Raw genomic sequence first — 26049 nt, 5'->3', positions numbered from 1 at the left:
TTATTGCGAAAAGGCAATTTTTGGTAAAAATTTCCTGTTTGAACGCCTGCTCAGGTGCTGCAACCGAGCAGGATCCGAGCCAGGGCCGCAGGCTCGCTGATCATCGGGTCATGGCCGGTTTGCAACTCTACATAGTGCGCCTTGGGTAGCCAGGCGCCGTTCCAGAACAGCGGGTCTTGGGCGCGCAGGCGGCTCGGCTCAATCGTTGCCAGCGCGGGCTGGGTGCAGCTGACAAAGGAGCGCGCCACGGCAGCGACGCGCTGCGCGTCGAACTGCAGCGGCGCCTGGTAAGTATTGCCGGGGTGCGGCGTCTGGCGGCGCCCGACCCATTCGCGGTCGGCGTCCATCAGGCCGAAAATTTCCGGGTCGGGCGGCGGAAAGCTGAAGTGCCGCGACGACTGGGCGGCGGCCAGGCGCTGCTGCTGCGTGGCGCTTGATTGCGTGCTGCTCCAGCTTTCACCAGGTTTGGGCAGCACCGCATCGACATACACCAGGTGCCTGATGCGCTGACCCAGTCGATCGGCCACCGCCGTGCCGATCATGCCGGCGTAGGAATGCACCGCCAGGACCACATCGGCCAGCTCTTCGACCTCGATCAGCTTGAGCACATCGTCGATGTGCGTGTCCAGCGTGATGGCGGGCGACAGCAGATGCGCGCGCTCGCCCAGGCCGGTCAGTGTGACCGCATGCACCCGGTGGCCGTCTTGTTGCAGCGCCTTGGTCACCCGCTGCCAGCACCAGCCGCCGTGCCACGCGCCATGCACCAGGACAAAGTTGGCCATTCAAGTCACCTCTGTATTTTTCAGTTCCAGCAATTGCGCCTCGGAATAACCCAGCACCTCGCGCAGCACTTCCTCGGTGTGCTGACCCAGCAGCGGCGGCGGCAGGCCGCCCCGGCCGGGTTCGCGCACCGGCGTGGCGCTGAGCTTGATCGGGCTGGCCACCAGCGGCAGATCGTTTTTGAACGGATGCGGCCAGTGCGTGACCATGCCCCGCGCACCGATCTGCGGGTCGGCAAACACCTCGGCCAGGTTGTTGATGGCGCCGCACGGCACCTTGGCTGCCTCCAGCGCGGCCAGCCAGTCGGCCTTGGTGCGCAGCTTCATGACGCTCTCTAAAATCGGCACCAGCTGGGCGCGGTTGTGCACGCGGTCGCGGTTTCGGGCGAACAGCGGGTTCACGCCGAGTTCGGGAATGTTGGCCACTTTGCAGAATTTGACGTACTGCGCGTCGTTGCCCACCGCCAAAATCAAATGGTCCTTGCTGCCGTCAGGCGCGGGCGCGACCTCGAACACCTGGTAGGGCACGATGTTCTGGTGCGCATTGCCGACGCGCTGCGGCACCTTGCCGCTGACCAGGTAGTTGGCGCCCAGGTTGGCCAGCATGGCGACCTGCGTGTCGAGCAGCGCCATGTCCACCTGCTGGCCTTCGCCGGTGGCCTCGGCATGGCGCAGCGCGGCCAGAATGCCGACGGTGGCATACATGCCGGTCATCAAATCGGCCACGGCCACGCCGACTTTTTGCGGCCCGCCGCCCAGGTCGTCGCGCTCGCCGGTCACGCTCATCAGCCCGCCCATGCCCTGGATGGCGTAGTCGTAGCCGGCGCGTTCGGCATACGGCCCGTTCTGGCCAAAGCCGGTGACCGAGCAATACACCAGGCGCGGGTTCAGCGCTTTGAGCGAGGCGTAATCGAGGCCGTAGCGCGCCATGTCGCCGACCTTGAAGTTCTCGACGAACACATCGCAATGCATGACCAGTTCGCGAATCAAGACCTGGCCGGCGGGCTGGGCAATGTCGCAGGTCACGGAGCGCTTGTTGCGGTTGGCACCCAGGTAATACGCCGCTTCATGCGTTTCCACGCCGTCGTCGTTTTTCAGGAACGGCGGCCCCCAGGTGCGGGTGTCGTCGCCGCTGCCGGGGCGCTCGATCTTGATGACGTCGGCGCCCAGGTCGGCCAGCGTCTGGGTACACCACGGGCCCGCGAGGACGCGGGACAAATCGAGAATGCGGATGCCTTGAAGAGAGTTCATGGCCGTATTTTGCCCCTTGCCGCATTCGCTGAAACGGCAAAGCGCTTTGCCGCCGCAGGCGCGCCCGAAGCTGGCCTAAGCCGGGCAGCATCCGGGCAGTGCAGTAGGTTAAATTTTTGAATAAAAAGTAACGTTTGCGCTAGTCGCAGCTGATTTTACAGCTATAAATAAAATAGCAAAAAGTTCAACGCAATAAAAGGCTTTCGTTGTGCCGGTTTGCGCAGTTCTTCAAGCCAGCGCCCGCCAGCTTGAAGGCTGAACGAGCCCAAAACGAAGGAAGGCATCAAACCTTGAGCTTCCAGCCCGTGCGAAAAATCAGCCACACCGCGCCCATGCACAAGGTCAAAAATACCAGAATGGCCGCCAAGCTAAGGCCGACATTCACATCGGCCACGCCGTAAAAGCTCCACCGAAAGCCACTGATCAGATAGACCACCGGGTTGAACAGCGTGATGCTTTGCCACATCGGCGGCAGCATGCTGATGGAATAAAAAGCGCCGCCCAAAAAGGTAAGCGGCGTGACCACCATCATCGGAATAATCTGCAACTTTTGAAAGTTGTCCGCCCAGAGCCCGACGATAAAACCGAACAGGCTGAAGGTGACCGCCGTGAGGAGCAAAAAGCACAGCATCCAGAACGGGTGCGCAATCTCATACGGCACGAAAAGGCGGGAAGTCGCCAGGATCAACAGGCCCAGCAAGACCGATTTGCTGGCTGCCGCGCCGACATAGCCGATGACCACCTCCACAAACGACACCGGGGCCGACAGCAGCTCGTAAATCGTGCCTGACCACTTGGGCATGTAGATGCCAAAGGATGCATTGGAAATGCTCTCGTTGAGCAGCGACAGCATGATCAGGCCGGGGATGATGAAGGCGCCGTAGCTGATGCCGTCGATGCTGCCCATGCGCGAGCCAATCGCGGTGCCGAAGACGATGAAGTACAGCGACGTTGACAGCACCGGCGACACAATCGACTGGGTCAGCGTGCGAAAGGTGCGGGAAATCTCAAAACGGTAAATGGCGCCGATGGCATGCCAGTTCATACAGCCTCCTTGACCAGCGCCGGAACCGAACCGGCCGCCGCAGCCGGTGAGTCGGCGTGCACCAGGCTGACGAAAATGTCCTCTAACGAGCGCTCGCTCGAATGCAGGTCCTTGAACTCGATGCCCAGGTCGCTCAGCTGTTTAAGCAGCGGGGCAATGCCTGTGTCTTCGGTGTGCGCATCGAAGGAATAGACCAGCGCATGGCCGCCTTGCGCGAGTTCCAGCGGCAAGCCCGCCAGCGCTGGCGGAATCTGCTGCAGCGGCGTTTGCAATTGCAGCGTCAGCTGCTTTTTGCCGAGCTTGCGCATCAGCACCGCCTTGTCTTCCACCAAAATCAGCTCTCCCTTGCGGATGATGCCGATGCGGTCGGCCATCTGCTCGGCTTCCTCGATGTAGTGCGTCGTCAGGATGATGGTGACACCGCTGGTCCGCAGATCGCGCACCATGTCCCACATGTCACGGCGCAGTTCCACATCGACGCCGGCCGTGGGCTCGTCCAGAAATAAAATCTGCGGCTCGTGCGACAGCGCCTTGGCGATCAGCACCCGGCGTTTCATGCCGCCCGAAAGCGCCATGATGCGGCTGTCTTTTTTGTCCCACAGCGAGAGCTGGCGCAGGACCTTTTCAAGATGGGCCGGGTTGGCCGGCTTGCCGAACAGGCCGCGGCTGAAGCGCACGGTGGACCAGACGCTTTCAAAGGAGTCGGTGGACAGCTCTTGCGGCACCAGGCCGATCTTGGCGCGCGCGGCCCGGAAATCGCGCACGATGTCGTGCCCGTCGGCTGTCACGCTGCCAGAGCTCGGCGTGACGATGCCGCAGATGATGTTGATCAGCGTGGTCTTGCCGGCGCCATTGGAGCCCAGCAAGGCGAAGATCTCGCCGCGCTGGATGTCCAGGTCGATCGACTTGAGCGCCTGGAAGCCCGATGCGTAGGTTTTGCTGAGCTGGTTGATGGAAATGATGGGTTGCAAGTGGTGCTCTCAGAGTCAAATGTGCTTTTAGCCCTTGCTGTGCCTGCGCAAGAAGCTATTAAAAAGAGAGTGTTATGGTGCTGCGGCACGACCAGCCAGGGCTCAGGTTTTTTTTTAAAGTGTAGCGGGCACTCGCTTCAGCAGTGACGACACGCTAGGTCATTGCAGCCTGCAGGGACTGCCGGCAAAGGCCGTCGGCCCCTGGACCTGACCGGGGCCTGTAAAGTGAAGGGCTACCCATGATTGCCGCTTTTCAAAAGGCTTTGCTGCGCTCAATGATCCAACCCCCGACTTTTTTGCCCGCCGGACTGGCCGCCCTGCTGGCGCTGGCCGCCTGCAGCCCGGCGCTCAACTGGCGCGAAGTACGCCCCGAAGGCACGCGGCTGAACCTGCTCCTGCCCTGCAAGCCCGACAAGGCGCAAAAGCTCGTTCCGCTGGGCGGGCGGCCGACGTCGCTGGCTATGCTCGGCTGCGATGCGGACGGTGCGACCTTTGCCGTCGCCACCGCCGATGTGGGCGACGCCGCGCAAGCGGCTTCGGTGCTGGCGCTGTGGCAGGAACTGGCGCTGGCCAACATGAAGGCCGCGCCCGCCAGCCGCCAGATGCTGCCTTTGACGCTCCCTGGCACAGCGCCCGGCACGCCCGTCACCCGCCTGCAGGCGCAGGGGCAGCGCGCCGACGGTTCTGCCGTGAGCACCCAAGCCGCCTATTTTGCGCACGGCTCGCAATTGTTCCAGGTGGTGATGTATGCGCCGCGCATCGCGCCCGAGGCGGCGGAAACATTTTTTTCCAGCCTGAAGTTCGAATGACACCGTGACGCCAACAGATGCAGTCCCCTTGCCGGAACGGCTGGGCGCCCGCGCGGCAACCCTGGTTTTCCTGGCGTTTGCCGGGGCCTATTTTTTCTCGACGCTGCTGCGCTCCATCACCGCCACGCTCGCGCCGGTGCTGACGCAGGAGTTTTCGCTCCAGTCCCGGGATCTGGGCTTGCTGGCGGGCGGTTATTTCCTCGGTTTCGCCGCCGTCCAGCTGCCGCTGGGCGCCTGGCTGGACCGGCATGGCCCCAAGCGCGTCATTTTGTGGTTCCTGAGCCTGGCGGTGGTCGGCTGCCTGGCGTTTTCAGCCGCCGGCAGTTTTGCCGGTCTGCTGACTGCGCGCGTGCTGGTCGGCATGGGCGTGGGCGCCTGCCTGATGGCTGCGCTGACCGGTTACCGCCGCTGGTTTGACGCGGCCACGCTGCTGCGCGCCAATTCATGGATGCTGATGACCGGCTCGCTCGGCATGCTGGCCTCGACGCTGCCGGTGCAGTGGCTGATGCCGCTGACCGGCTGGCGCGCCCTGTTTTGGCTGCTGGCGGCGCTGATCGTGTTGTCGATGGCGGCCATTGCCTGGGTCGTCCCGCGCTGGCGGGCCACTGCGTCGCCGACGCCCGCTGGGTTGCCGCCAGAACCCGCCATGCTTGTCGAATCCGGTTATGCGCCCATCTGGCGCAGCCGCTATTTTCACAAGATGGCGCCGCTGGCTTTCTTCCACTACGGCGGCATGGTCGCCATCCAGACGCTGTGGGCCGGGCCGTGGATGGTGAGGGTGGCCGGCCACACCGCGCTGGAATCGGCCACCGGCCTTTTCTGGATCAATGCCTGCATGCTGGTGACCTTCTGGGGCTGGGGCATGGTCAACCCCCACCTTGCCCGCCGTGGCTGGTCGGCCGCGCGCCTGATCGCCTGGGGGATTCCGCTCAGCCTGGCGGTACTGGCCTTCAACATCCTGGCCGGCAGCGCCACCGGCTGGCTGGGCTGGGCGCTGTTTTGCATGACATCGAGCGTCATGGGGCTGGCCCAGCCGGCCGTCGGCATGTCGTTTCGGGCCGGACTGGCCGGACGCGCGCTGTCGGCTTTCAACCTGGTCATTTTTGCCGGCGTGTTTGTCGCCCAGTGGGGCCTGGGGCTGCTGATTGACGGTTTTGCAGCCATGGGCCTGGCGCAGATCGCCAGCTTCCAGGCGGCCATGGCGGTCTATTTGTGTTGCGGTATCGCCGCGTATGGCTACTTTGTCACTGTGAAAGCTGATAATTGAGCGCAATGAACGGCATTCTCATCATCGCCCATGCACCGCTGGCCTCTGCCTTTCTCCAGTGCGTGCGCCATGTCTTTCCCGACAACGACACCGGCGTGGCGGCGTTCGACGTGCAGCCGCAGATGCCGCCCGAGGAAACGCTGGCGCAGGCAGGCCTCGTGCTCAAGCAGCTCGGCCTGCCCCAGGCGCTGGTGCTGACCGATATTTTTGGCGCAACGCCCTGCAATGTCGCGCAAAAGCTGGCCGACGGCATCAACACCAAGCTGGTGACCGGCATGAACCTGCCCATGCTGCTGCGCGCCGTGTGCTACCGCCACGAAGCACTTGATGCGCTGGTGGCGCGCGCGCTGGCCGGCGCCAGCCAGGGCGTGATGCAGGTGGCCGTGACCGCCCCTCAAAACCAAGTACAAAGAAACCATGATCAAGACCCGCACGACCATCAGCAATAAGCTGGGCCTGCATGCTAGAGCCTCCGCCAAATTCACCAAGCTCGCCGGCAGTTTTCGCAGCGAGGTCTGGATGAGCAAGGGCGAGCGCCGGGTCAATGCCAAAAGCATCATGGGCGTGATGATGCTGGCCGCCGGCATCGGCAGCAGCGTCGAGATCGAAACCCAAGGCGAGGACGAGCAGGCCGCCATGGATGCCTTGCTGGCGCTGGTGGCGGACAAATTCGGCGAAGGGGAGTGATGGCCCCCACGCTCCCCGCTGCGCGTGGTTCGCTGCCCCCCGAGGGGGCCGCCCCGCCTGCGGCCCGGCAAAGCCGGTTCCGCGGCCGGAACTTGCAAGGACTAGCCCCTACGCTTGCCACTTCGTGTGCTGCGCTGCCCCCCGAGGGGGCCGCTGCGCCTGCAGCCCGGCAAAGCCGGTTCTGCGGCCCTGACTTGCTTCAAACCACTGCGCTCACTTCTTTGCCGTCACGTTTCTTAGACTGTCCGGCGCTTTTTTCAGGAGCCTCTGAATGACGTTTTCCGTCCACGGCCTGGCGGTGTCGCGCGGCGTGGCGATTGGCCGCGCGGTGCTGGTGGCGTCGAGCCGGGCCGATGTCAGCCATTACTTCATCGACCCGGCGACCACCAATGACGAGATTGCGCGCGTCAGGTTGTCGCGCAATGCGGTCATGGAAGAGATCATGCGTTTGCAGCATGACCTGCCCAAGGACGCGCCGCATGAAATCGCCGCGCTGCTCGACGTGCATTTGATGCTGCTGCAGGACGAAATGCTGATCAGCGGCGTGAAGCACTGGATCACCGAGCGCCATTACAACGCCGAATGGGCGCTCACCACGCAGTACGAACTGATTGCGCGCCAGTTCGACGAGATGGAGGACGCCTACCTGCGCGAGCGCAAGGCCGACCTGGAACAGGTCGTCGAGCGCATCCTGTGCCACATGAAAGGCTCGGCCTCGCCGCTGCAGGCGGCCCGCCAGGGCGCGGCGCGGGCCGGCAGCAGCCGTCGGCAGGCGCAGCAGGACCTGCTGCTCGACGACACGCTCGATGTGCCGCTGGTGCTGGTGGCGCACGACATTTCGCCGGCCGACATGCTGCAGTTCAAGCAGAGTCTGTTTGCCGGCTTTGCCACCGACGTGGGTGGCCGTACCTCGCACACCGCCATCGTCGCGCGCAGCATGGACATTCCGGCGGTGGTCGGCGCGCGCAGCGCCAGCCAGCTGATCAAGCAGGACGACTGGGTGATCATCGACGGCGATGCCGGCGTGCTGATCGTCGATCCGTCGCCCATCATCCTGGCCGAATACGGCTTCAAGCAGCGCCAGGGCGAACTCGAGCGCCAGCGGCTCAACCGCCTGCGCCACACCCCGGCGCTGACGCTGGACGGGCAGCGCATCGAGTTGCTGGCCAATATCGAAATGCCCGACGACACGCTGGGCGCGGTCGAGGCCGGCGCGGTGGGCGTGGGGCTGTTCCGCAGCGAATTTTTGTTCATGGGCCGCAATGGCAAGCTGCCCGACGAGAACGAGCAATACCTGGCCTACCGCAAGGCCATCGAAGGCATGCAGGGCCTGCCGGTGACCATCCGCACCGTCGATATCGGCTCCGACAAGCCCCTGGACCGGCCGACATCCAAGGCGCAGGAAAGCCACCTGAACCCGGCGCTCGGGCTGCGCGCCATCCGCTGGAGCCTGGCCGATCCGCCGATGTTTTTGACGCAGCTGCGTGCCATTTTGCGCGCCGCCGCCCACGGCCAGGTCAACCTGCTGGTGCCCATGCTGGCCCATGCCAGCGAAATCCGCCAGACGCTGGACCTGATCAACCAGGCGCGCGTGCAGCTCGACGCCCGGGGCTTCGTTCACGGACCGGTGCGGCTGGGCGCGATGATCGAGATTCCGGCGGCAGCGCTCACGGTGCCGCTGTTTCTCAAGTATTTTGATTTCCTGTCGATCGGCACCAACGACCTAACGCAGTACACGCTGGCCATCGACCGCTCTGATGAGACCGTCGCGCACCTGTACGACCCCTGTCATCCGGCCGTGTTGCGCCTGATCGCTGACACGATTGCCATATGCAATGCCCAGGGCAAGGGCGTCAGCGTCTGCGGCGAAATGGCCGGCGACGTACACATGACGCGGCTGTTGCTCGGCTTGGGGCTGCGCAGCTTTTCCATGCATCCGTCGCAGATCCTGTCGGTCAAGCAGCAGGTGCTGCGCGCGGACGCCGCAAAGCTCAGGCTGTGGGCGCAGGAAGTGCTGAACAGCGAAGACCCTGCGGCGCTGCTGTAGGCGCCGTTTCTTCGCAAGCAGACCGGCCGGATGCCGTACACACCAGTGTAAATGCTTCATATTTGATAGCTGCTTGCGTCCGCAGGTCGTACGCTAGAGGCCTAAAAGGTATAAAAAGTGGTTGGGGCCGGCTGGTTGCGGGTCGCTCACGGGCAGCGTGCGCTCCCTTCACGCCCGACAATCCATGTTTATGCAGCGGCCACCCGGCATGCAGCGCAACCCCAGGACATCCACATGAGTACCTTTGATCACAGTACCTTGATTCACAACATCAACGAAGGTCTGGCGCCTTTTCGCAAGGCTCAGCCTGAAGCCATGGCCGGATTCGGCCAGCTGGCGCGGGCCGCCATGGGCGAGGGCGCCATCAGCGCCAAGCACAAGGAGCTGATGGCGCTGGCCATCGGCATTACGCAGCATTGCTCGGGCTGCATCGGTTTTCATGTCAAGGCGCTGCACAAGCTGGAATGCACGCGCGCTGAACTGGAGGAAATGCTGGCCGTGTGCGTCTACATGGGCGGCGGGCCGGCGCTGATGTATGCCGCCGAAACCATCAAGGCCTGGGAGGCTCTGTCCCTCGTTGCGCCAGCTGCTGCGCCATAAGGGCTGCCGAGCACGGGGCAGGCGACCGTTATTTCACGCGGGTCCCGAGTAGCGCCGCCCCCAGAATCATCACCGCCGACAGTCCAATGCTCCAGCTCAGCGGCCGGCCGCTGACCAGCATCAGCAGCGCGGTCGAGCCCAGCGGCGTGAGGTAGCTCAGGATGCCGATCTGCCGCGCATCGCCCAGCTTGAGCGCCTTGTCCCAGAGGAAAAACGCGCCGCCCAGCGGCCCCAGCCCCATCACCGCCAGCAGCAGCCAGTCGCGGCCGCTGAGCGCCACCAGCGGCTCCAGCGCCCAATGGCACAGCAGCGACAGCAGCCCCGACACCAAGCCGAACAGGCCGATGGCCGCCGTCGGAAATGGCTTGACGCGCTGCGTCAGCAGCGAATAGCTGGCCCAGATGAAGGCCGACGCCAGCGCCGGAATAAAACCCCACGACCAGCCGCCCGTCACGCCCTGGCTGGCACCCAGAATGGCAATCGCCGCGCCGCCAAACCCCAGCAGCGCCGCCACCACATGCAGCGCGCGCAGCTTGAGCCCGGCCAGCAACAGCGGCGCCAGCACCACCATGAGCAGCGGCCACAGGTAGTTGACCAGGTTCGCCTCGACCGGCGGCGCATGGCGCAGGGCGATGAACAGCAGGAAGTGGTAGCCGAACAGGCCGCAAACGCCAAGCACCAGCGTGCCGGGCGGAATCCGCCACGCCCGCCGGTCCTTCAGCACGAAGGGCAGCGCCAGCAGGCTGCCCATGAGCAGGGCCACGCCGGTCAGCAGAAACGGGGGAATGTGCTTGAGCGCGACACCGAGCGTGGCAAGGGAAATCCAGAGCGCGATGGCGCCCAGTGCATACAAGTTGGCAGGCATGGGCCGCAAGCATAGTGGCGTTTTGAATGCTGACTCACCGCGAAACGCCATATTTTTGGGACCGCAAGCGCAGGCAAACCATGGCGCGGACCATACATCGCAGGTTACATGTTGTAGCCAGCTTCACGCTTCAGCCACGCCGCAGACACCCCGCAGGCATGTGCCGGGGCTGAAATGAAGCAGCACAAGCGTTTGCGACGCTGCCGACAACAGCATCCTGTCGCAAGCGGACGCTGTGGATGTTCAGGAGAAACCCGTGAAAATACTTGCAGCGATCGTGCTGGTACCGACCAGCCTGACCGGTTGTGTTGCTTACCCGGTCCCCTACGGCAATGGTCAGCCCGATGGCTACTACGGCGGCGGGCATCACCGGGGTGGCGACCGTGACGGCGACGGCGTGCGCAACCGGGACGACCGGCGTCCGAACAATCCCAACCGGTATTAAAACGCCGCAGGCCCGTTATGCAGCGGGCTTGTCGGACACGCCGGCAGCATGCGCCTGCTCGTCGGCGTGGTAGCTAGAGCGCACCATCGCGCCGACGGCGGCGTGGCTGAAACCCATCTCGTAGGCCTTGGCTTCAAACATCTTGAAGGTGTCCGGATGCACATAACGGCGCACCGGCAAATGCGACATCGAGGGCGCGAGGTACTGGCCAATCGTCAGCATGTTGATGCCGTGGTCACGCATGTCCTGCATCACCTGCAAAATTTCCTCGTCGGTCTCGCCCAGGCCGACCATGATGCCGCTCTTGGTCGGCACGTTGGGGTGCAGCGCCTTGAACTTCTTCAGCAGGTTCAAACTGAACTGGTAATCGGAGCCAGGGCGCGCTTCCTTGTACAGGCGTGGCGCGGTTTCCAGGTTGTGATTCATCACGTCGGGCGGCGAGGCTTTCAAAATCTCCAGCGCGCGGTCGTCGCGGCCGCGGAAGTCGGGCACCAGCACCTCGATCTGCGTGCTGGGTGAAAGTTCGCGGATGCGCTGAATGCATTCGACAAAATGGCCGCTGCCGCCGTCGCGCAAATCGTCACGGTCCACGCTGGTAATCACCACGTATTTGAGCTTGAGTGCGGCAATGGTGCGCGCCAGGTTCAGCGGCTCGTCCTTGTCCAGCGGGTCAGGCCGGCCGTGGCCAACGTCGCAAAACGGGCAGCGGCGCGTGCATTTGTCGCCCATGATCATGAAGGTCGCCGTGCCCTTGCCGAAGCATTCGCCGATGTTCGGGCAGCTCGCTTCCTCGCACACCGTGTTGAGCTTGTTCTCGCGCAGGATTTGCTTGATCTCGTAGAAGCGCGTGCTCGGGCTGCCGGCCTTGACGCGAATCCAGTCGGGCTTTTTCAGAATTTCGCCCTGCACCACCTTGACGGGAATGCGCGACAGCTTGGCGGCGGCTTTTTGCTTGGCCAGCGGGTTGTAGGTTTCCAGGCTCTGGACTTCGCGGACGACTTCGGGTGTGCTCATGGTGTGTGGTGCTTCGGGTTGGGGCAGGGCATCAGGTCAGGGGGCCAGGCGGGTGGCGAGCTGTTGGCCCAGCACGCTGGCGGCTTCCTGCCAGCTGGCCGGTACGCCGATTGTAGAAAGGTCCGTGGTTTTCAGATTTGCGTAACCGCAAGGGTTGATGCGCGAGAAGGGTTCGAGGTTCATCGCCACGTTCAGCGCCACGCCGTGGTAGGTGCAGTGGCGGCTGACCTTGATGCCGAGCGCGGCAATCTTGCCCAGGCCGCGAAACGGGTCGGACGGATGCGCCGGGCCGGACAATGCGGCATGCGAAAACGGGTCGTCGAGCCGCACGTAAATGCCGGGCGAGCCCGCGACGCGGTGGCCCGTGACGCCGAAATGCGCCAGCGTTCGGATCACCGATTCCTCGATGCGGTAGACATATTCCTTGACGAAGTAGCCGGCCCGCTTGAGGTCGATCAGCGGATAGACCACCACCTGGCCGGGGCCGTGGAAGGTCACCTGTCCGCCCCGGTTGGTCTGCACCACGGGGATCTCGCCGGGATTTAAAATATGCTCTTTTTTGCCCGCCAGCCCTTGCGTATAAACCGCAGGATGCTCGCAAATCCATAGCGTGTCAGGTGTGGTCTCAATACGCGCGGCGGTGAAATCCTGCATCGCCTGGTAGGTGGGCAGGTAGGCCACGCGGCCGAGTTGTTGTATTTTCATGGTGTTGTCCGCCTCAGTTCAGCAAGGCGTCGAGTTGCCCGGCCATGCCCACACCGTTCTTTTGCAGGGCGATTTGCCCGAACAGGCAGCGCTTGCCACTTTTGCGTGCCCACAACTCGCCGACCTGCCGTTTTTCAATCTCATACGGGTCGTTGAGCAAGTGCGCGCCCTTGTATTCGACAACCGCAACGCGCCCGTCAAGCAGTTCGGCCACAAAGTCCGGAAAAAACCGGCCTTTTGACGTGGCCAGCGAAAAGCCGCAGGGCGCGGTCACCAGATTGCGCACCCATTGCCTGACGTTTTTGTGCCCGTCCAGCAGCTGGGCGCACGAGAATTCCTCGCCGCCGTCCTTTAAATCGGCCAGCACCGGGTAGAAATGCTTGCGGAATTCGTAACGCCCGCCGTAGCGCGACCCGGCGGGAACCGGGTAGCGGCTGGCCTCGAACACCAGCGGCTGCGTCCAGTCGGGCTCGATCGTCCAGGCTTCTTCCAGCACCAGTTGCCGGAAACTGGCCCTGGCCGCCTTGTCCTTCAAGTCGCCGACACGCGCCTCGATGTCCTGCGCCAGCTTGAAGCGCGCCCTGGCCAGCGCCAGCAGCGGCAAGCCGCGCTCATGCATCAGGTGGCTGACCACCGCGCGGAAGTAGCTGCTGCGCTGGCCTTGCGTCAGGTCGGGCAGCTTTTGAAACAGCAGCTGGTCCAGCCAGCGCACCAGGTCGTCGGCGGTGAGGGTGCTGTCGCCGTAATCCATCGCGATCTGGCTGGCGTCGGCGGCGCGTAGCCGGATATGCGCGTCCTTGAGGTAAATCTCGAAGCCATTGGACTGCTCGACCAGCTGGAAACCCGGCAACTGCACCGCTTGCGGGCTTAAAAGGTCCAGTTCCACCGCCTCCAGCACGGCTTCGCGTTCCAGCGCAAAGAGTTGGCCTTGCGGCGTGATGCGGTAGGCCAGCGTCGGCACCGGCGCAAAGCGCTCGCCGCGCGAGGCCGGCGCGCCCTGGGCTGCGACCAGCGCGTTGTGCTGCGCCACCTTGCCGCGCACCGCTTCCTGTTTTTTGGCGCCGCGCACCTGTTCGACCAGCAAGGCCTCGACTTCGGCGCTGATGTGGCCGGTGACCACGAGTTTTTGCGCGTCCGCGAACGGCACCAGCGCCACGCCCGCCGCCGCCAGCAGTTCCGGGGAAATCGAGCTTGCTACAAAATCAGTAGCTACTGGAGCAGGTGCAGGATGCGCAAACGGCTGATTTGATTCAAAAAGCGGCAACAAGGACTGCTGCACCACCATCGACGCCACATCCAGCGCGTCAAACCCCATGTGGTTGATCAGCCGGTCGGCCAGTTCGCTGGCGGCGCTGGAAAATTTGGCCTCGCAGACATGCGCGTAAGCGCGATTCAGCGCGTCGCGCCCGCGCGGGCTGGCGTAAGGCATGCGCAGCACCCGGCCCAGCAACTGCTCGACCGCCGTGGCGCTGGAGAGTTTTTGCAGCGAACACAGCACATAGGCAAACGGGCAGTCCCAGCCTTCGCGCAGCGCCTGCACGGTGATGACAAAGCGCACCGGGCAGCTCCGCGCGGCCAGGTCCAGCCCTTCGAGTTCGCGCGTCTCGCCGGTGGCGACCCTGATCTGGTTGGCGGGAATGTGCAACTCGTCTTGCAGATGCTGGCGCAGGGCTTCTGGCGGCACTTCGTCGTTTTCGTTTTGCGCCTGGAACAGCACGATGGGCCGGACGTAGCCAAAGCCTGCGGCCTCATCCTTCAGCGCCTCGCCTTCGAGCGCGCGCTGGTGTTGCACGGCGGCAAACACCGCCTGCTGCCAGCCCTGCGGATGTTCGCTAAGGGCAATTGGCAGCTTGATCATGCTTTCCGCCGCCAGTTCCTGCGCGCTGACGTGGTACAGCACATTGGTTTTGGCCGGAATCGGCGTGGCTGTCAGTTCCAGAATCACGCTCGGGTTCAGGCGCCTGAGCGCGGTAAAGCTCTTGTCGGTCTTGGTGTTGTGCGCCTCATCGACGATCAACAGCGGCGCGTGCAGCGCCAGCCAGTTCGCCAGGCTCCAGCGCGGCTGGCCCTCGCGGCCGCGCAGCACGCCGGTGCGGTCGGCCGCCACGTCGGCCGCCGTGACCAGCGCATCAGGCAGGTCGTGCAGCACACGCAGTTTTTGCGCGTCGTAGCCAGAAAAATGCCGTTCGAAGCTTTCCGAAAAACTGTACACGTTGCGCTTGTCGGTGTCGTCGATGCGAAAGCTCTGGATGGTCGCCACCACCACGACGGCGCGCCGGCCCCAATCGCCGGGCGCAATCGCAGCCAGGTCGTCCAGCACGCAGACGCGAACATCGGCGCCGTAACTCGCCTCCAGCGCGTCGCGGTACGGATGGCCGGCGGTTTGCAGCGCGCGCAGCGTCTGGCTGCGGATCGTGTCGCTGGGCACCAGCCACAGCGCGACCGGCGCGTCGCTGGCCAGCCACTCGCGCGCCAGCGTGGCGATGGCATGCGCGGCCAGCAGCGTCTTGCCGCCGCCCGTCGGGATGCGCAGGCACACGCAAGGCACCGCGCCAAACGCATCCGGGTTGTAGGGCCGCCCCACCAGTTCGCCAAACGCCAGCGCCGGGCCTTTGACCTGGGCGGCGCGGGCAAAGGCGGTCAGCGCGTCCAGGGCGGCTTGCTGGTAAGACTTGAGGGCAAAGGTGGTCATTGGGTTCGAGTTTTTTGATTGGATTAAATTAGTCTTTAAGTAATTAATTTATCCAATGCAAGTCATTGATTTATAAAGATAAATTATTTTTATTGGCGAGATGAATTGGATAAGTCAATACTGATTGCGCAGTCGATATCCAATCCAGGAATCAGTTTTTGAGTCGCCATTTCGCCGCGCGCGTGGCACCTCCGGCGTTTTCAATCTGTTGGTCACGGGCCATTTCCTGCAATAAATTCTTGATGTATTCCTTCCGGCGCACATCGTCTTGAATGGAGGCAGCGAGCTGGGGTAACAGCAGGTCGTTAATTTTCTGGCGGGGTTGTGGGCCCAGGGCCAATAAGTCGAGTACCCGTGCTTTGTAATATCTGGGATCAAGTCCTTTGTGGTTCACATAACTGACTTCTTGCCCGGTTGCCACAGCCATTTGCGCCGAAATGAAAATCTTGGCCCCACGTCCCCCCACCAGCTTTTTCGCACGCAAGCGCTTGATTTGTTCAGTTTCCAGCGGCTGGCCTTTTTGCACCCGGTCCAGCAAGATCGCCTCTTCAAGTGACAGATCGGTCGCTGACATCAGGGCATGAACGTATTTTTCATCCAGCGTCTTGCCATAAAGACGCACGCTGACCGAATCGGGCGCCTGCCCAAACTCAAAATCCGGCAACGGGAAAAACCGCTCTTTTTGCAACCTGAACATCTTGGGCAGGCCGCTGTTAAGCGTCTCAATCAGGTCAAGTTCCACCATTGCGTTGGCCAGACACGCATTGCGATAGCGTTGCTCGGGTTGCCGGCTGCCCAATACGCGCTCGACAGAACCCGGCAGAAAAGAGCCCAGGTTGAAAAATGTGAGCGAATCGGGCGCTTCCGTGACCCGAACCCGTCCGCCTTGCGCATAGTCCTGGTGCGCTATGCAGTTGTGCAACGCTTCCCGAATGACCCAGTCGTCGTAGTTCGGCAGATTCAGCGGTGCGGTTTGCCGGGGCGGCAGCAAGTTCACCTCGATGATTCGCAACCTGGCAACCAGTTGATCCATTGCGATGATCAGCGGTAACTCAAAGTGCTGATGGGTTTGTATCGTGCCCAGGTGGTCCGTCAATACCCATGTCAGGCGGGGCGTTGGGCCACCCAGACACGTTGCCGCTTCCGGCTTGCCCAATAACACCAAGGCAGCCCGGGTCAGCTTTCCATTCACCGCCAACCGCAGGCCGTGCAGCCAGTCCGAGACGGACTTGTGTTGCAGGGCGGACAGCACTTGCAAATGGGTGGCGTGACGACGTTTATACAAGTCTTGCGCTAGCTGGATGGCCGCCGGATCGAGCAAGCTCCAGTCGTCTGTTGCCAGCACGGCAGACCAATCATGCATAACGGACTGCGCGCGCAAAGCGTCTTGTTTGTTGAGCGGCAATGCACCCAATGCCTCGCCTGAACGTCCGTAGTAGTGGCCTTTCCAGGCCATGGGCATGCCGGGCGCGGTGGCGGGAATGCGCCACATCAGCACCCTTGCGCCAGGCGCGCAGTCCGGGTGATCCACTTCAACCGGGTCGCCCAAGCCGACAGCGGGCGAGGTGTGGGTGAATATCTGACGCTTCAGTTCATTGAGGTCGGCTGCCGTGGCCGCGTAGTGGCTGCCCACCACGGGCCGCGAATCCGTGACCGGATTGATCTTGTCCTTAACGCCAAAGATCAGCCAGCCCGCATCCCGTCCGTGCAGGTTCGCTTCATTGGACAAGGCCGAGACATAGCGACCCAGCGCGTCCGTATCAAAGCCGTTCCTGGCTTCCTTGAATTCAAGCCATTCTGTTTCCACAGGCATGCGCCTGAATTCATCAAGTTGTTCCGGGTTGCTCAACATCATCCCCATCACCGCGCCTTCACGTCATACGGGATATGCCGGAACGTCACCTTCGCCTGTTCCAGCCGCGCGGGGCCAAGGCGGCAGGCTTCGCCGAACACCAGGAGCGGCGCGTCGGGGTTGGGCGTGGCGGCGTGCAGCGCCAGCAGGGCGTCGAGCACTTCGCGCGTCAGCACGTTGCCGCTGGCCGGGCGCTTGTCGCCCAGGATGCCGTTGAACAGCAGGTAGCAGGCGAACAAAGGCTTTTTTATGAACAAAATAGGGCTTTCTCGCATATCTGGCGGGTGTGAGTAGCTATCTAATTGATAGTGAGTTCCCAGGTAGGGCGTACACGGCTGGACGACGGCTGCGTTCCAGGCGGCGCCGGTTTCCTGCTGCCAGATGAAGGCGGCCAGCGTGGCGAAACGCACGTCGGGGTGAATGCGGCCGTGTTCGTCGAAGATGGGCGCGCCGAGTTTCATGAAGCGAAAACCGCCGCCGCCCTGCCAGTTCACCGCCTTGCTGATGCCGCCCTGTTCGCCGTCGATCACCTTTTGCAGGCGTGGCAGGCAATGCGTGGCGGCGTGCTCGCCCATTTCGATGCCGATCCAGCGCCGGCCCATCTTGTGCGCGACGGCGGCCGTGGTGCCCGAGCCGAGGAAGGAATCTAGGACGAGGTCGCCGGGGTGGGTGGCGATGTGGATGATGCGCTGGAGCAGTGCTTCTGGCTTCGGGGTGGAGAAGGGGGTTTCACCGGGGAAAAGTGCTACCAGTTCGGACTTCGCTCGGCCATTGCTACCGACTTCCTCATGTAGCCAAAACGTTGAAGGAACCAAACCCGCTTGTACTTCTGTAAGAAATTTTTTAACCCTGGGCGCGTTTCCACCGGCCTCACCAAACCATATCCGCCCATCTGCCACCATTTCCCTAAATCTCGGTTCTGTGTAAAGCCAGCACCGTCCAGGCGGTGCGTCAACTTTTCGGCCAGAGGGCGTAGTTATGGTGAAGAACTGAGCTTCCCGCCGACCCTTTTCTGCTTTTGCGTGAGCTGGTAGCGATGCCCATACACCGCGTGGATCGTTATCTGGGTTTGTGAATCGGTCAAGTTGGGCATCGGATGACGGCAGCGCGTTGCGTATCTCCTTCCATCCATCCCGCTTTTTGGCAAATAGCAAAATGTGGTCATGCACTGCGGATACATCCGTCCTGTTTTCGCGGGTATGCGTTTTTTGCCAAAACACATTCGCCACAAAATTCCCCCGCCCAAACACCTCGTCCATCAGCACCTTGAGGTAATGGCCCTCGTTGTCGTCAATCGTCACCCAGATCGAGCCGTCCTCGCTTAACAATTCACGCAGCAGTTGCAGGCGCGGCAGCATCATGCTGAGCCACTGCGCATGTTCGAGGTTGTCGTCGTAATGCTCGAACGCGCTGCGGGTGTTGTAGGGCGGGTCGATAAAAATGCATTTGACCTGCCCCCGGTAAAACGGCAGCAATGCCTTGATCGCTTCAAGGTTGTCGCCCTGAATCAGCAGGTTGCCGCTGGTGGCGCCTGGGCGCGTGGCAGGCGCGGCGTCGTTTTCAAGCAAATCGGCCTGCGCGGGCAGGGCCGGTGGCGTGGCGGCTTCATCGGGCGCAGCGGCGGCATGAACCGACACTTCTTCGAGCAGCCGGTAGGGCACGCGGGCGGCAGTGGTGAAGGCCTGGGCGCGGTTCAGCCAGTCAAGCGTGGGCATGGCGTTCCAGGTTCGGGCGGCGTGGCAGTTTTTGTGTGGCTTGCGGCAGCGGATGGCGCAGCTTGTCGTCGAAAAAATCGTTCATGCGGCTCGGGAAAGGGGGTGAAGCAGGACAGCCCCATAGCGTAACGTGCGCCAGGCACGCCAAGGCCCGGCCGCCATCGCCTTGCGCCTTACAGCACGACTTTGACCATCGGGTGCGTGGACAGCGTGCGGTACAGCTCGTCAAGCTGCTCGCGGCTGGTGGCCGTCACGGTGATGGTCACGCCCAGGTACTTGCCGCCCTTGCTTTCGCGTAGCTCGATGGTCGAGGCGTCAAACGTCGGGTCGAACTGGTGGGCAATATGCGTCACCGCGTGGACATAGCCCTCGGCCTTGATGCCCATGACCTTGATCGGGAACAGCGACGGGTACTCGATCAGCGAATCCTTGCGGGCTTCGGCGTCGGGCGGGGTTGCGGGTTGGTTTTCTGGCGTGTGGCCGTTGTCGTTCTCAGCGCTCATGTCGATGTCTCCTGTTTGGCTTGCTGGTAGGCGGCGTACAGTTTGGCATAGACCGGGCCGGGCTGGCCGTTGCCGACCGGCTGGCCGTCCAGCAGGGTGATGGGCAAAATTTCCTTGGTGGCCGACGACAGCAGCAGCTCGTCGGCGGCCAGCACCTCGGCCCGGCTGATGGGGCGCAGTTCAAAACCAATGCCGGCCGCGCGGCAGATGTCCTCGATCAGGCCGTAGCGAATGCCTTCGAGCACCAGATGGTTCTTGGGCGGCCCCAGCACGGAGCCGTTCTTGACGACCCAGACGTTGCTGGCGGCCGCTTCGCTCAGGTGGTCGCCCCGGAACATGACGGTTTCCAGCGCGCCGGCATCGAAACTGATCTGGCGCGAGAACACCGCGCCCAGCAGGCTGGTGCTCTTGATGTGCGCTTTTTCCCAGCGGAAGTCGCCGGCGCTGATGCAGGCCACGCCCTGCGTGCGCTGCGCTTCGCTGGGCAGTTTCATCGGGTTGACCATGATGAACACGGTGGGCGTGAGGCCGGGCAGCATCGGATGGTCGCGCATGGCCACGCCACGGGTCACCTGGATGTAGATCAGTTGATTGCCTTTTTCGGTCTCTGCGCCGGTGGACAGGACATAGTCAGCTATTAATTTAAGTGACGTGTCACGCCACTGGTCGTGCGTCAGCGGATTGGCGATGCGCAGTTCGGCCAGGCTGCGGTTCAGCCGCGCCATGTGCTGCTCGAAGCGAAACAGCTTGCCCGCATAGGCCGGCACCACTTCATAGACGCCATCGCCAAAGATGAAACCGCGATCAAGCACGCTGATCTTGGCGTCGCGCAGCGTGCTGAACTCGCCGTTGAGGTAGCAAGGGGTGTCGGGCAAGGCGTTGGCGGCGGACAGGGTCATGGGGTGTGGCTGCGGGCAGCGGTTGGGGGCAGGATAGTGACGAAAAAAGGCAGAAGTTATTTCAGCAGGCTGGCGGTGTGGCTGCGGCGCGGGGGGTGTTCTGCCTGCGCCAGCGCTTGACGCCAACGCGCACGCGCCAGGCGAGCTTGACGACCAGGTAGCCGGTCAATGCGCCGCAGAGCGCAAAAATACCCATGCCCAGTAGGGCCGGCGCGCCGAACGAGCCCAGCCAGGCCAGCAGCCCCGCGCCGTCGGCCAGCGCAACCGGCGGCGGCGCGTCCAGCACCAGGCTGCCCAGTTGGTATGCCAGCCAGAGCCAGAAGCCGATGGTGAACGGGTTGGTCACCAGCGTCATGCCGGCAGCGACCGGAATATTGGCGCGCCACCAGACGCAGTTCAGGGTGGCCAGCGCGAACTGCGCCACGGGCACGGCAAAGGCCCAGAAAATCCCGATGGCGACGCCGCGCGCCACGGCTTCATGCTGCGCGTGCCACAGCTGGCGGTCGAGCAGGCGATGCGCCACAGGCTTGAGCCAGGGATGGGCGGCCAGTGCCTCGCGGCAGGGCAATGCACCGCGAAGGCGGCTGAAAAGGCCAGCCGTCCGCCAGTTGCCGCGGGCGCTTGTCGGGGGCTGGTCGGCATTCATGAAGATGCGTTCAAAGCGGCGGGTGATGGCCTTGCAGCGCGCTGCAGTCTGGTTCGCGGATGCATCAGGCGAGAAAATACACAGCGGCGATGGCCAGTACGCCGAGCGCCAGGTTGACCGTGGCGAGCGTGGCAACCTGCCCGACGCGCCGGCCGCCTTCGGCCCAGTCGGCCGCGCTGACAGCGTGTTTGAGCCGGCGGAAAGGTCCGAAATACAGGTGGCCGAACAGCGCGAACATCACGAGGCCAATCCCCAGCATGGCGTGCCAGCCGGCCGGTGCGTTCTTCATGCCCACGCCCAACAACATCGCCAGGCCAGACAGCAGCAGCACCACGATCGTCACCCAGACCAGCTTGAAAAAGCGCTGCAGCGTTTGCGCAATCAGGGGCAGCCGCTGCGGCGGCGCCAGGAGTTCGGCCGCTGCGGGGCGCAGCGCAAACAGCATGAAACTGATCCCTCCAAGCCAGACGATGGCCGCAAGGACATGCAGGAAATTCATCAATGCTGGCATCGGCGGTCTTTCATTAGAATGGGGCGCGATTGTGGTTCAGGTCCGAGCCTGATCATAAAGCGCCCGTGAAACCGCGCCATTCCCGCGCAGACGCATGGCTATTTTTGGTAAAGCGCAGGGGTTTCTACGTATAATCAGAGGCTTTGCTGAGACTGGCGCTCGTAACCTTCATGTAATTTGTGAGGAACACAATGGCAGATGCAACAGCAAAGTGCCAAAAGCGCCCCGAAGATCCAGCCCAGCCAAGTGCTGTGGCGGCATGCAAGCTAGGTAAGCCGTATGAGGCAGAAGAGACAGATGAGGCGCAAGACGAAGGGTTCAAGCCCCTGACGCACGAAGAAGCCAAAAAGGTCCGGGAGTTGAATCCTCCGTTCTCCTTGTGGGCTGTGTGGGCAGGTCAGGTTGGGGTTGGCGTCGTGGTGGCGGCATTGGCTTGGCTGGTGACCGGTCAGGCGCGCATGGGCTGGTCGGCGGGCTACGGCGCGCTGGCGGTGATCGTTCCCGCAGCGCTGTTTGCGCGGGGCCTGTCGCGCCAAAAATCAGCAACGCATGGAAATGCAGCGCTAGTCGGATTTTTTGTCTGGGAAATGGTCAAGATTGCCTTGACGGTGGCGATGTTGTTCGCCGCGCCAAGGCTGGTTGAAGGATTGAATTGGCTGGCTTTGCTGGCAGGTTTCGTGGTGACGATGAAGGTGTACTGGGTGGCCATGTGGTTTGGCTCGGCGCGCAAGAAATCGATCAATAATTTTTGAAGAACTGACGAATTGGTGACTTATGTCTGCTGCTGAAAACGCTGGAATTCATGCCCCGACGTCTGGAGAGTACATCCAGCATCACTTGCAGCATTTGCAGACGAATTTTTCGTTGCAAAGCGTCAAGCAAAGCAGCATTGTCGATTTCAGTCTGTTCAATCTCGACTCGCTGATCTATTCGGTGCTGCTGGGCGTCATCGGCTGCTTCTTCTTGTGGCGCGCTGCCCGCAAGGCGACGTCGGGCGTTCCCGGCCGCTTCCAGGCGGCGGTTGAAATCCTGTCTGAAATGGTCGACAGCCAGGCCAAGGGCGTGATTCACAATGCCAAGAGCCGCAAGCTGGTGTCGCCGCTGGCGCTCACCGTGTTCGTCTGGATTTTCCTGATGAACGCCATGGACATGCTGCCGGTCGATGCGATCCCCCGAATCTGGGCCATGTTTTATGGTGCTGCAGGCCATGACCCAGAGCATGCCTATATGCGCGTCGTGCCCACGGCCGACCTGTCTACTACCTTGGGCCTGTCCGTCAGCGTGCTGCTGGTCTGCCTGGTGTACAACATCAAGATCAAGGGCGTTGGCGGCTGGTCGCACGAGCTCATTGCTGCGCCGTTTGGCGACCACTGGTTTTTGTATCCGATCAACTTTCTGATGCAAATGATTGAATTTACCGCCAAGACCGTCTCGCACGGCATGCGGCTGTTCGGCAACATGTTTGCCGGCGAACTCGTCTTCATGCTGATCGCCCTGATGGGCGGCGTGTGGGCCTGGCAGTTCAACCCCCTGACGGGTATGTTCTGGCTGGGATTCGGGCATGTTGTCGCCGGAACCGTGTGGAGCATCTTCCACATCCTGGTGATCACGCTGCAAGCCTTCATCTTCATGATGTTGACGTTGATTTACGTGGGGCAGGCCCACGATTCACACTAGGCCTTTCTGCCTGACGGCAGTTGGCTTTTTCTTTCCCTTTTCTTTTTACCTTTCCTCTCATCTTTGGAGCAATCATGGAAAACATTCTCGGACTCGTCGCTTTGGCTTGTGGTTTGATCGTCGGTCTCGGCGCTATCGGTGCCTCTATCGGTATTGCCCTGATGGGTGGCAAGTTCCTGGAAGCTTCGGCTCGCCAGCCTGAACTCATGAACGACCTGCAAACCAAAATGTTCATTTTGGCTGGTCTGATCGATGCTGCTTTCCTGATCGGTGTTGCTATCGCCCTGCTGTTCGCATTTGCCAATCCGTTTGTCCTGCGTTAATTTCCTGGCCATCCCTGGTACGTTCGATAAGGAATAAGCCGTGAACATTAACTCCACCCTGTTCCTGCAGGCTGTCGTTTTTGCGATCCTGGTCTGGTTCACGATGAAGTTCGTGTGGCCGCCGATCACAAAAGCGCTGGACGAGCGGGCACAGAAAATTTCTGATGGCCTTGCTGCCGCTGACAAAGCAAAGTCCGAGCTCTCCACCGCCAACAAGCGTGTAGAGGCCGAACTGGCTACGTCGCGCACCGAGACCGCTTCCCGTCTGGCCGATGCCGACCGTCGGGGCCAAGGCATCGTTGAGGAAGCCAAGGCCCGTGCAGTCGAGGAAGCCAACAAAATCATCGCGGCAGCCCAGGCTGAAGCCGCCCAGCAAACGGTCAAGGCCAGAGAGGCGCTGCGCGAGCAGGTTGCCCTGCTGGCGGTCAAGGGCGCCGAGCAGATTCTCCGCAAGGAAGTCAATGCCGGGGTTCATGCCGAGTTGTTGAGCCGTCTGAAAACCGAGCTGTAGGCAAGGCAGAACCACTATGGCTGAACTTGCAACCATTGCCCGCCCTTACGCAGATGCGCTGTTCAAGGCGCAGGGCTCCGACCTGGCTGCCACCGCCCTTTGGCTGGACGCTCTGGCGGCTGTGGCGCAAAACGCCCAGCTGCTCCAGTTCGCCGACAGCCCGAAGGCGAGCGTGGACCAGGTGTACGACCTGATCGCCGGCGTGGCCGGCAACGACACCGACCCCTTGCCCGCGGCCGCCAGGAACTTCCTGCGCCTCGTGATTGAAAACGGTCGCCTGTCCGCGTTGCCCGAGATCGCTGTCCAGTTTCGTTCGCTCAAGAATGCTGCGGGCGGCGTCACCGATGCCATTGTTTTCAGTGCTTTTCCCTTGGATGAGCAGGGTTTGAACGACATTGCAGCGGTTCTGGAAAAGCGGTTCGGGCGCAAGCTCGGCATCAAGGTCGAACTTGATCCGTCGCTGATTGGCGGGATTCGTGCGGTCGTGGGTGACGAGGTGCTGGACACTTCGGTCAAAGCCCGTTTGGAACAAATGAAAATGGCGCTGATTGCCTGAACTGGCGCGCAAACGTGCCCGCAGGTTTTTAGCCAATAACATAGAAAGAAGGAAAGAGTCATGCAACTCAATCCCGCAGAAATTTCTGAACTGATCAAGAGCCGTATTGAAGGCCTTGCCGCCAGCAGCGACATCCGCAACCAGGGCACCGTGGTGTCGGTGGCCGACGGTATTGTCCGCATCCACGGCCTGTCCGATGTGATGCAGGGCGAAATGTTGGAATTTCCTGCCACGGCAGATGGCACGCCCACTTATGGTCTGGCGCTGAACCTCGAGCGCGACTCGGTCGGCTCGGTGATTCTGGGCGAGTACGAACACATTGCCGAAGGCGACACCGTCAAGTGCACGGGTCGTATTCTGGAAGTGCCTATTGGCCCTGAATTGCTTGGCCGCGTGGTCAACGCACTGGGTCAGCCCATCGACGGTAAAGGCCCGATCAATGCCAAGCTGAGCGACGTGATTGAAAAGGTCGCGCCCGGCGTGATCGCCCGTAAATCGGTTGACCAGCCTTTGCAAACCGGCCTGAAGTCGGTCGACTCCATGGTGCCTATCGGCCGTGGACAGCGCGAACTGATCATCGGCGACCGCCAGACCGGCAAGACCGCCGTGGCGATTGACGCCATCATCAACCAGAAGGGCAAAAACGTCTCCTGCGTTTATGTCGCGATTGGCCAGAAGGCTTCGTCGATCAAGAATGTGGTGCGTTCGCTGGAACAAGCTGGCGCCATGGACTACACCATCGTCGTGGCGGCATCGGCTTCCGAATCGGCCGCCATGCAATACGTCAGCGCCTACTCGGGCTGCACGATGGGCGAATACTTCCGCGACCGTGGCGAGGACGCGCTGATCGTGTATGACGACCTGTCCAAGCAAGCCGTGGCCTACCGTCAGGTGTCGCTGCTGCTGCGCCGTCCGCCAGGCCGCGAAGCCTACCCCGGCGACGTGTTCTATCTCCACAGCCGCCTGCTGGAGCGCGCCGCCCGCGTGAACGAGAAGTATGTTGAAGACTTCACCAAAGGCGCCGTGAAAGGCCGGACCGGCTCCCTGACCGCTCTGCCGATCATCGAAACGCAAGCCGGCGACGTGTCCGCCTTCGTGCCGACCAACGTGATTTCGATCACCGACGGCCAGATTTTCCTGGAAACCAGCCTGTTCAACGCCGGCATCCGCCCCGCGATCAATGCCGGTATCTCGGTGTCGCGCGTCGGTGGCGCTGCCCAGACCAAACTGATCAAGAACCTGTCCGGCGGTATCCGTACCGACTTGGCCCAGTACCGTGAGCTGGCTGCATTTGCGCAGTTTGCTTCCGACCTGGACGAAGCCACCCGCAAGCAGCTTGACCGTGGCGCGCGCGTCACCGAGTTGCTCAAGCAGTCGCAGTACGCGCCCTTGTCCATCTCCACCATGGGTGCCACCTTGTTCGCAGTGAACAAAGGCTTCATGGACGATGTGGACGTTAAGAAGGTGCTGGCTTTCGAGAGCGGCCTGCACGCCTGGCTCAAGGACAAGCATGCGCCCCTGATGGACAAGCTTGAAACCAACAAGGCCATGGACAAGGATGCCGAGGCCGAGTTGACGACAGCGGTCACTGCATTCAAGAAGTCGTTCGCGTAATCAACCAAAGCTACTTATGAGCGCACTTAAAACTGTGGCAAGGCGCCTCTGCAATCAGCAGGGGC

General features: G+C 62.2%; 27 protein-coding genes. 13 read left to right on the top strand and 14 right to left on the bottom strand.

Annotation, left to right across the window (positions count from 1 at the left end; translation table 11 throughout):
* Positions 1 to 50: 50 nt before the first annotated feature.
* The 4 genes from ACP7AD_RS08605 to ACP7AD_RS08590 form a co-directional block, all read right to left on the bottom strand.
* A complete protein-coding gene (locus tag ACP7AD_RS08605; RefSeq protein ID WP_426147105.1) occupies positions 51 to 782 on the bottom strand; it encodes an alpha/beta fold hydrolase in 732 nt (243 codons plus the stop codon).
* The gene (locus ACP7AD_RS08600; RefSeq protein ID WP_426147106.1) at positions 783 to 2030 is read right to left on the bottom strand and encodes a CaiB/BaiF CoA transferase family protein; all 1248 of its coding nucleotides are present in this window, start codon (positions 2028 to 2030) and stop codon (positions 783 to 785) included. It abuts the gene before it with no gap.
* A gap of 283 nt (positions 2031 to 2313) precedes the next feature.
* Complete coding sequence (locus ACP7AD_RS08595; RefSeq protein ID WP_426147108.1) at positions 2314 to 3075, bottom strand: ABC transporter permease; 762 nt, start codon at positions 3073 to 3075, stop codon at positions 2314 to 2316.
* Positions 3072 to 4046, bottom strand: a complete 975-nt coding sequence (locus ACP7AD_RS08590; RefSeq protein WP_426147109.1) for an ABC transporter ATP-binding protein — start codon at positions 4044 to 4046, stop codon at positions 3072 to 3074. Before ACP7AD_RS08590 ends, ACP7AD_RS08595 begins: the two co-directional genes overlap by 4 nt.
* Before the next feature lie 275 nt (positions 4047 to 4321).
* On the opposite strand from ACP7AD_RS08590, the gene ACP7AD_RS08585 reads away from it, so the two are divergent.
* The 6 genes from ACP7AD_RS08585 (at position 4322) to ACP7AD_RS08560 (ending at position 9456) form a co-directional block, all read left to right on the top strand.
* Positions 4322 to 4855 carry a hypothetical protein gene (locus tag ACP7AD_RS08585; protein ID WP_426147110.1) on the top strand — a complete coding sequence of 178 codons (534 nt, stop codon included), beginning with the start codon at positions 4322 to 4324 and terminating at the stop codon, positions 4853 to 4855.
* Between the two features lie 4 nt (positions 4856 to 4859).
* Positions 4860 to 6122, top strand: a complete 1263-nt coding sequence (locus tag ACP7AD_RS08580) for an MFS transporter (RefSeq protein WP_426147111.1) — start codon at positions 4860 to 4862, stop codon at positions 6120 to 6122.
* Positions 6123 to 6127: 5 nt separating this feature from the next.
* Entirely contained in the window at positions 6128 to 6571 is a 444-nt protein-coding gene (locus ACP7AD_RS08575) for a PTS sugar transporter subunit IIA (protein WP_426147113.1), read from the top strand.
* Complete coding sequence (locus ACP7AD_RS08570) at positions 6540 to 6809, top strand: HPr family phosphocarrier protein (protein ID WP_029526525.1); 270 nt, start codon at positions 6540 to 6542, stop codon at positions 6807 to 6809. Before ACP7AD_RS08575 ends, ACP7AD_RS08570 begins: the two co-directional genes overlap by 32 nt.
* Before the next feature lie 271 nt (positions 6810 to 7080).
* Positions 7081 to 8856, top strand: coding sequence for a phosphoenolpyruvate--protein phosphotransferase (gene ptsP / locus ACP7AD_RS08565; RefSeq protein WP_426147114.1), 1776 nt, complete (start codon positions 7081 to 7083; stop codon positions 8854 to 8856).
* A gap of 234 nt (positions 8857 to 9090) precedes the next feature.
* Positions 9091 to 9456 (top strand): carboxymuconolactone decarboxylase family protein, encoded by a 366-nt coding sequence (locus tag ACP7AD_RS08560; protein ID WP_426147115.1) that lies wholly within the window; start codon positions 9091 to 9093, stop codon positions 9454 to 9456.
* A 28-nt stretch (positions 9457 to 9484) separates the two neighbouring features.
* Here ACP7AD_RS08560 and ACP7AD_RS08555 read toward each other — a convergent pair whose 3' ends face one another.
* A complete protein-coding gene (locus ACP7AD_RS08555) occupies positions 9485 to 10321 on the bottom strand; it encodes a DMT family transporter (protein ID WP_426147117.1) in 837 nt (278 codons plus the stop codon).
* A 256-nt stretch (positions 10322 to 10577) separates the two neighbouring features.
* Here ACP7AD_RS08555 and ACP7AD_RS08550 point away from each other — a divergent pair, with 256 nt between their 5' ends.
* Positions 10578 to 10766, top strand: a complete 189-nt coding sequence (locus ACP7AD_RS08550) for a hypothetical protein (protein WP_426147119.1) — start codon at positions 10578 to 10580, stop codon at positions 10764 to 10766.
* A 15-nt stretch (positions 10767 to 10781) separates the two neighbouring features.
* On the opposite strand, the gene lipA is transcribed toward ACP7AD_RS08550, so the two are convergent.
* From lipA to ACP7AD_RS08505, 9 genes are all read right to left on the bottom strand, one after another.
* Entirely contained in the window at positions 10782 to 11780 is a 999-nt protein-coding gene (gene lipA / locus ACP7AD_RS08545; RefSeq protein WP_426147121.1) for a lipoyl synthase, read from the bottom strand.
* 36 nt (positions 11781 to 11816) lie between these two features.
* A complete protein-coding gene (lipB, locus tag ACP7AD_RS08540; protein WP_426147122.1) occupies positions 11817 to 12485 on the bottom strand; it encodes a lipoyl(octanoyl) transferase LipB in 669 nt (222 codons plus the stop codon).
* Between the two features lie 13 nt (positions 12486 to 12498).
* On the bottom strand, positions 12499 to 15177 hold the full coding sequence (locus ACP7AD_RS08535; RefSeq protein WP_426147124.1) for a DEAD/DEAH box helicase: 2679 nt from the start codon (positions 15175 to 15177) through the stop codon (positions 12499 to 12501).
* Between the two features lie 151 nt (positions 15178 to 15328).
* Positions 15329 to 17038 (bottom strand): ATP-binding protein, encoded by a 1710-nt coding sequence (locus ACP7AD_RS08530; protein WP_426147126.1) that lies wholly within the window; start codon positions 17036 to 17038, stop codon positions 15329 to 15331.
* Positions 17038 to 18690: a site-specific DNA-methyltransferase gene (locus ACP7AD_RS08525; RefSeq protein WP_426147128.1), complete on the bottom strand. Its 1653-nt coding sequence runs from the start codon at positions 18688 to 18690 to the stop codon at positions 17038 to 17040. Before ACP7AD_RS08525 ends, ACP7AD_RS08530 begins: the two co-directional genes overlap by 1 nt.
* A gap of 227 nt (positions 18691 to 18917) precedes the next feature.
* Complete coding sequence (locus tag ACP7AD_RS08520; protein WP_426147130.1) at positions 18918 to 19247, bottom strand: YbeD family protein; 330 nt, start codon at positions 19245 to 19247, stop codon at positions 18918 to 18920.
* Positions 19244 to 20146, bottom strand: coding sequence for a D-amino acid aminotransferase (locus ACP7AD_RS08515; protein ID WP_426147131.1), 903 nt, complete (start codon positions 20144 to 20146; stop codon positions 19244 to 19246). Before ACP7AD_RS08515 ends, ACP7AD_RS08520 begins: the two co-directional genes overlap by 4 nt.
* A gap of 61 nt (positions 20147 to 20207) precedes the next feature.
* Positions 20208 to 20792 (bottom strand): DUF2062 domain-containing protein, encoded by a 585-nt coding sequence (locus ACP7AD_RS08510; protein WP_426147132.1) that lies wholly within the window; start codon positions 20790 to 20792, stop codon positions 20208 to 20210.
* A gap of 64 nt (positions 20793 to 20856) precedes the next feature.
* The gene (locus ACP7AD_RS08505) at positions 20857 to 21303 is read right to left on the bottom strand and encodes a DUF4149 domain-containing protein (RefSeq protein ID WP_426147134.1); all 447 of its coding nucleotides are present in this window, start codon (positions 21301 to 21303) and stop codon (positions 20857 to 20859) included.
* 191 nt (positions 21304 to 21494) lie between these two features.
* Here ACP7AD_RS08505 and ACP7AD_RS08500 point away from each other — a divergent pair, with 191 nt between their 5' ends.
* From ACP7AD_RS08500 to atpA, 6 genes are all read left to right on the top strand, one after another.
* Positions 21495 to 22055 (top strand): ATP synthase subunit I, encoded by a 561-nt coding sequence (locus ACP7AD_RS08500; RefSeq protein WP_426147136.1) that lies wholly within the window; start codon positions 21495 to 21497, stop codon positions 22053 to 22055.
* Between the two features lie 22 nt (positions 22056 to 22077).
* Positions 22078 to 22980: a F0F1 ATP synthase subunit A gene (gene atpB, locus ACP7AD_RS08495; RefSeq protein WP_426147138.1), complete on the top strand. Its 903-nt coding sequence runs from the start codon at positions 22078 to 22080 to the stop codon at positions 22978 to 22980.
* A 74-nt stretch (positions 22981 to 23054) separates the two neighbouring features.
* Entirely contained in the window at positions 23055 to 23303 is a 249-nt protein-coding gene (gene atpE, locus ACP7AD_RS08490; RefSeq protein ID WP_011799683.1) for a F0F1 ATP synthase subunit C, read from the top strand.
* A gap of 40 nt (positions 23304 to 23343) precedes the next feature.
* Positions 23344 to 23814, top strand: coding sequence for a F0F1 ATP synthase subunit B (locus ACP7AD_RS08485; RefSeq protein WP_036806948.1), 471 nt, complete (start codon positions 23344 to 23346; stop codon positions 23812 to 23814).
* Positions 23815 to 23830: 16 nt separating this feature from the next.
* Positions 23831 to 24370 carry a F0F1 ATP synthase subunit delta gene (locus tag ACP7AD_RS08480; protein WP_426147141.1) on the top strand — a complete coding sequence of 180 codons (540 nt, stop codon included), beginning with the start codon at positions 23831 to 23833 and terminating at the stop codon, positions 24368 to 24370.
* A gap of 60 nt (positions 24371 to 24430) precedes the next feature.
* Positions 24431 to 25984, top strand: a complete 1554-nt coding sequence (gene atpA, locus ACP7AD_RS08475; protein ID WP_426147143.1) for a F0F1 ATP synthase subunit alpha — start codon at positions 24431 to 24433, stop codon at positions 25982 to 25984.
* Positions 25985 to 26049 lie beyond the last annotated feature (65 nt).

Origin of the sequence: Polaromonas sp. DSP2-3-2b2, assembly GCF_049895905.1 — a bacterium.
Taxonomy (GTDB): domain Bacteria; phylum Pseudomonadota; class Gammaproteobacteria; order Burkholderiales; family Burkholderiaceae_C; genus Polaromonas.
Note: the sequence above shows the minus strand (reverse complement) of the source record. Positions and strands in the feature narration are given on the sequence as shown.